This window comes from Microvirga sp. GN3 (assembly GCF_055792825.1).
The window spans coordinates 1-5,503 of the sequence record NZ_JBVVAK010000280.1 but is presented as its reverse complement, the minus strand read 5'-3'; the positions used below and the strand labels follow the sequence as shown (position 1 = coordinate 5,503).

General features: G+C 62.9%; 2 protein-coding genes and 1 pseudogene. 2 read left to right on the top strand and 1 reads right to left on the bottom strand.

The genetic code is table 11. From position 1 onward, the window contains the following. Positions 1–242 (top strand): annotated as a pseudogene (locus ACS5Q1_RS46245) (IS5/IS1182 family transposase); the annotation flags it as partial. Positions 243–385: 143 nt separating this feature from the next. Here ACS5Q1_RS46245 and ACS5Q1_RS46240 read toward each other — a convergent pair. Continuing rightward, positions 386–3,250 (bottom strand): AMP-binding protein, encoded by a 2,865-nt coding sequence (locus ACS5Q1_RS46240; RefSeq protein WP_473104516.1) that lies wholly within the window; start codon positions 3,248–3,250, stop codon positions 386–388. Positions 3,251–3,822: 572 nt separating this feature from the next. Here ACS5Q1_RS46240 and ACS5Q1_RS46235 point away from each other — a divergent pair. Continuing rightward, positions 3,823–5,328 (top strand): phospholipase D-like domain-containing protein, encoded by a 1,506-nt coding sequence (locus ACS5Q1_RS46235; protein ID WP_473104515.1) that lies wholly within the window; start codon positions 3,823–3,825, stop codon positions 5,326–5,328. Positions 5,329–5,503: the final 175 nt, after the last annotated feature.

Sequence of the window (5,503 nt, the reverse complement as noted above, 5' to 3'; positions counted from 1 at the left end):
CGACCCAGCGCGACCGGCATCTCCACAGCATTGCCGAGCATGGACGCTTGGGCTGGCAGAAGCGGTCCGGGTACACGCGTCGGGCTCTGGTGGAGACCGCCGTCAGCCGGTTGAAACGAGTGATGGGGGACGGCTTACACGCGCGGACAGATCACCGCCGAAGGACCGAGGTCGCCATTGCGGTTCATGCCTTGAACCGCATGCTTGAGCTTGGACGCCCGAAGTCCGTCCGCATCGCTTAAATTGGAGCTACGGGTGAATCTAATGTGTGCATAATCCGACCCGTGCAACACAGCCATGCAATCGGGGAAGATCGCTAGCAAGCTCCCGCACCTTTTGCTGAATCCGGTCGTATTCATCAGCATTGGATGTCCCAGGCAACGCTTCAGGCCAGATCGGGCTCGCCGAGCCGTTTGAGGATTTCATCGCGAGCCGCATCCCGCAGCCGGATGACTGCGGCAAAGTCACGCCCCGTCGGAGCGAGCGGCTCCCCGATGTGAACCGCGATCGCGCTGCGTCTCGGAAGCCATTGGCCCGAGCGCAGGATCGAGCGGGTGCCGCGAATGGTGACCGGAACAATGGGAACTCCTGCTTGGCATGCGACCTCAAAGGCTCCCAAATGAAAGCCGAGCAGTCCCGGCATGCGCGTGAACGTACCCTCCGGGAACCAGGCAAGACGTTCACCCGCGTGGACTGCATCGAACGCGTGAAGCGTATCGGCAACGCCTCCCGCTGGATCCGTCCGGCGAACGAACACGGTCCCAAGGCGGCGCAGGAACAGGCCCGCAAGGGCTTGCTTGGCGAGCTCCTGCTTCGCCACGAACGCAAGGCCGCGCGGACAGGCAGCCGACAGCACAGCACCGTCAAGGTAGCTCGAATGATTGGCGATCAGCACGAATGGTCCGCTTGGCAGGGGAGCCGAGGTCTCGACCGAACGTCGGTCCCCGGCCAGGCGGAAAAATAGGCGGGCACCAGCCCGCAAGGCAGCCCGCCGCCAGGATTGACGCGGCAGCAGAACAACCATTGGCCATAGGACCAGGGCCATGACGGCCAACAGGATCCACCACCATACTGCATAAGCCCAGCCGCCGATTGTCCTCTGGGTGCGGCGCAGCCGTGGCAGGATACCGGCAAGAACCAAGCGAGCAACCTGCCAGGACAGGCCGTGAAGCCCACCCCGTGATCCGCCGGCCTCGTAGAGCGCGCGTGCCGCCGAGCGGCGGATCTTCCCGCTTGAGGTCTTGGGAACCGTATGTGGCGGCGCGAGAACGACATCGTCCGGCGGGAGATCCAGGATGCTTTGCGAGGCCTCGATGATGCCGCGACGCAGGCGATCGAGCCGATGCGGGTCGGTCAGTCGGGTCTCGGCCATGACGATGAGGCGCTCGGTGCCAGCGTGCGGGTCCGGACTGGCGAAGACCGCAACACAGCCCCTGCGGATCCCGTCGAGGCCGCCGATGAAATCCTCAAGCTCTTGCGGATAGATGTTCCGGCCGGCCCGCTTGATCATGTCCTTGATCCGGCCGGTGATGAAGATGTCGCCGCCTGTGATGTAGGCACGGTCTCCACTTTCTAGCCACTCTCTGTCGAAGAGATCGCGTGTCTTGTCAGGATTGCGGAAATACCCCGATGTTGCGGAGGGGCCCTTGAACTGCAGGCGTCCCTCCTGTCGCTCAGGAAGTTCGCGGCTGTCGTCGCCGACGATGCGGACCTGGTGCCCGGGCAACGGCTGCCCACAGGCGACGAACTCGAACGCGGTCGCATCGTCGGGTGCTGCGGGCCGGGCTATCCCATCGCGTGTGAGGGCTCGGCGACTGACCCGGTCGACCATCGGCGAGCGTCCCAATGGCGGGAAGGCGAGACCAACGGCGCATTCGGCAAGGCCATAGACTGGCACCATCGCCTCAGGCCGGAAACCGTTGGAACCGAACCGTTCCCGGAAGCGTCGGATCGTGCCCGGGCTCACAGGCTCGGCTCCATTCATCGCAGCCCTGAGAGATCCAAGCTCCAGATGATCGAGAGCGCTGTCGCGGGCCGCCTTGAGACAGAGTTCAAAGGCGAAGTTGGGTCCGGCGGTGATTGTGGCCCGGTGCCGGTGAACCGTCCAGAGCCATGCCATCGGATCGGCCAGGAACGAGAGTGGTGGCATGATGATGGCGCGCGCGCCATAGTACAGACTGCCGAGCCAGCAGCCGATCAGCCCCATGTCATGGTAGAGCGGAAGCCAGCTCACCACCACGTCGGACGCAGAGGCTTCCAGGGCTTTTCCGATGGCCCGGACGTTGGCCAGGAGATTGGCATGCGAGAGGACAACGCCTTTCGGATCGCCTGTGCTCCCGGACGTGTATTGGATCAAGGCGGTCGTGTCGGCTCCTGCTGGCATCGCGGCTGCGAGCGGGGCCGACTTGTCAAGCTCTTGGACTGTGGCGATGTGATTGAGACTTGAAACAAGGCCCTGAAGAAGCCCGGCGGCAGCCTGGATCTCCTCGTTCGTGACGAGAATCGATGCTTCGGCATTGTGCAGAATGCCGGCCTGCCGCCGCAAGTGTTCTTCTAATGAGGCTCGCCGGAACGGCGGGTAGATCGGGACCGGAATTCCTCCAGCAAACAGAATGCCGAAGAAGCCAGTGAAGAACGAGCGTTCCGTCGGGAGCATGATTCCGACGCGCTCGCCTTGGCACAGACCGAGATCCACGAGGCCGGCGGCCGCAGCCTGCGCCTCATGCTCCAAATGTCCATAGGTCAGCAGTTCCTCGGTTCCATTGCCTTGCCGGAGACAGAGGTGGATCTGGTCGGGATGGACGCGAGCGTGAGTAGTTAGAACGTCGATCAGGGTGGTCGCCTCAATGGGCTCGGCCATGGTCCGCCGCGAGGGCGCCGGGGCGCTCATTTGCTCCAAGGGCTTCTCAAGGCGAGAGGCGGCATGGACGGTCGCGGCGACCAGATCCGCCGGGGTGCTGGCCTCTGCGAGGAGCCTGTCGGGCAGCCGGACCTTGAAGGTCCGGTTCAGGCGAAGCAGCAGTTCCGTTCGCGCCAGGCTGTCCAGTGCCAGATCGCGGTCGAGACTGCTATGCAGCGTTATGGCAGGAGCCGTGCCGAACGAGGCGTGCACCTCGCTCACAAGCTGAGCGATGATCTCGATAACCCGGGCAGCGATTGCCTCCTCCTGGGAGAGGGGCTCGGGCCTTACCTTTGGCCGGCTGGCCGGACCGCCGTCCGGGAACGGCTCGTTGGACTCACTGGTAGACATGGGTGCCGACCCGTTTGGCCGGATCAATGACATGACTTCCTAGTCCTGCAAGGACCCGATCACTTGTTGTGGAGAATGGAAGAAGGAGCCGGCAGCCAAGGGTACTGAACCGGGCAGAACAGGAGTGCATCCTATCTCCGCCGGTGGGAGGGAGCTCGCTCCAAATCGCCAGCAGGAGCAGGTCATTGCCCACACAGCTGTAACGGGCAAGACCACGATCCGGAAACACAGAACTTCGCAGCTCCGTTCCTGTCTTGGCATCACCTTCGAACACCAAGAACCAACTATAATGCAAATAATGCTGGTTAATAATTATCAAGTATGGGGCGATAGAGACGAGCACAGCCATCGGGCCAGTGCCGTCGTCGGTGGTGCGGTGCCGGCCGCCGATCACAAAGGTAACGAGTCCTTGCTGGCACTCGGGCCTCATCGCTGTGCACCCCTTTGCCGGACGTTACCAGATCTCTCGGGCGGCGTGACCTGAATGGGCCATGCGGATCTCGGTCCGTTGATTCCGACACTCGGAACCCCAGCTTGCAGTGCCGAGTTGCTTGAGGAAGTTTGTGTCCCCCATGGTTGATGTACGCTTCTTTCAGGGAACAAGCCAATGGCTGCGGAACTATGTCAGATCCGCGCCGGCGTCCATGCCGTCGCACCCTATCGTACAGCCCGGCCGCAACTGCTGGTGCGCATGCCATGCTGACAGGGCTGCCGTTCTTATCGACGGCGCAATCTATTTCGCTCATCTAGAAGCCGCGCTACGCAGCGCCCGGCGGTCAATTCTCATCGTTGGGTGGGATTTCGATGGCAGCCTCCGTCTTCGCCCGGATGCCAGTCCCGAGGATTCTCCGCCGCTGGGGCCTTTCCTGCGCTCGCTGGTTGAGGAACAGCCTGAGCTTGAAGTTCGAATCCTGATCTGGAGCGTGGCCGTGGTGCACGCGCCCGGCGCGCCGGGTCCGCTCCTCTTCGGTGCGGACTGGCAGAACCATCCGCGTCTTCAGCTGCGGCTCGACAGGCATCACCCGCTCTATGCCGCACACCACCAGAAGATGGTGTGCATCGACGGCAGGCTTGCCTTTGTGGGAGGCATCGACCTGACGGTCCGACGCTGGGACACCAGCCGGCATGCCGCGGATGATCCGATCCGGCTCAGAGATGACGGGAGCATCTACGATCCAGTCCACGACATCCACATGCTTGTCGACGGCCAAGTCGCGCTCCGCATCGCCGAACTGGCCTGTCAGCGCTGGAAGATTGCAACTGGCGAGGATGTCGTGCCGGCCCCGGGTCCAGGAGAGACCCGATGGCCGCCTGGGCTTTCCCCGGATTTTCTTGACACGCCTGTCGCGATTGCCCGGACCTTTCCGGCCTGGGGCAAGTTTTCCCCGGTGCGGGAGGCCGCGGCCCTGACGCTTGATGCCCTCTCAGCCGCGAAGGGGACCATCTACATCGAAGCGCAGTACATGACGGCGCCAGTGATTGGCGCCGTGCTTGAGCGTCACCTCGCCAATCCTGACGGCCCTGAAATCGTCGTCATCCAGACCCACGAGTCTCACGGCTGGGCCGAGCGGCTGGTGATGGGGGCGAATTGCAACCGTCTCATCCGTCGGCTGCGCAAGTCAGATCGAGGTGGTCGCCTGCGGGTGTACTACCCCGTCGTGCCTGATCGTGAAGGCGGCGACTGCCAGGTTCTGATTCACTCCAAGCTCATCATTGTCGATGACGTGTTCCTGCGCGTCGGTTCATCAAACCTGAACAACCGCTCGATCGGACTCGATACCGAATGCGATCTTGCCATCGAGGCGACAGGGGACGAGGTGCGCCGCACGATCACGCAGTTGCGGAACCGTCTGCTCGCGGAGCATCTGGACACCAACTCAGCGACAGTTGCCGAGACCATTGAGCACGAAGGCGGCTCGGTGCTCCAGGCGATTGAACGGCTCAACACGCACAAGCGCGGCCTTCGGGCTTTTGCGGCCATGTCCGACCATGGCCCGACACGGCCTGCATTCGGCACCAGGTTTCTTGATCCGCAAAAGCCCATCGAGCCGCTATGGTTTCCCCGACGGAAGACCTGAAATACGAGCCTGGAGATGCGCGGCGGCAGAGCACTTCGACCTGCGTCGGTAGATCAGAAGCTATGGGGATACGGCGAGGACAGTGCATCATCGCCGGCGGAGCCAGCCAAAGGAGCGCCCCATGCCCCAGTGCCATGACTTGAGCCGATCTCGGAGTGCCTTCGTACAAGACAGC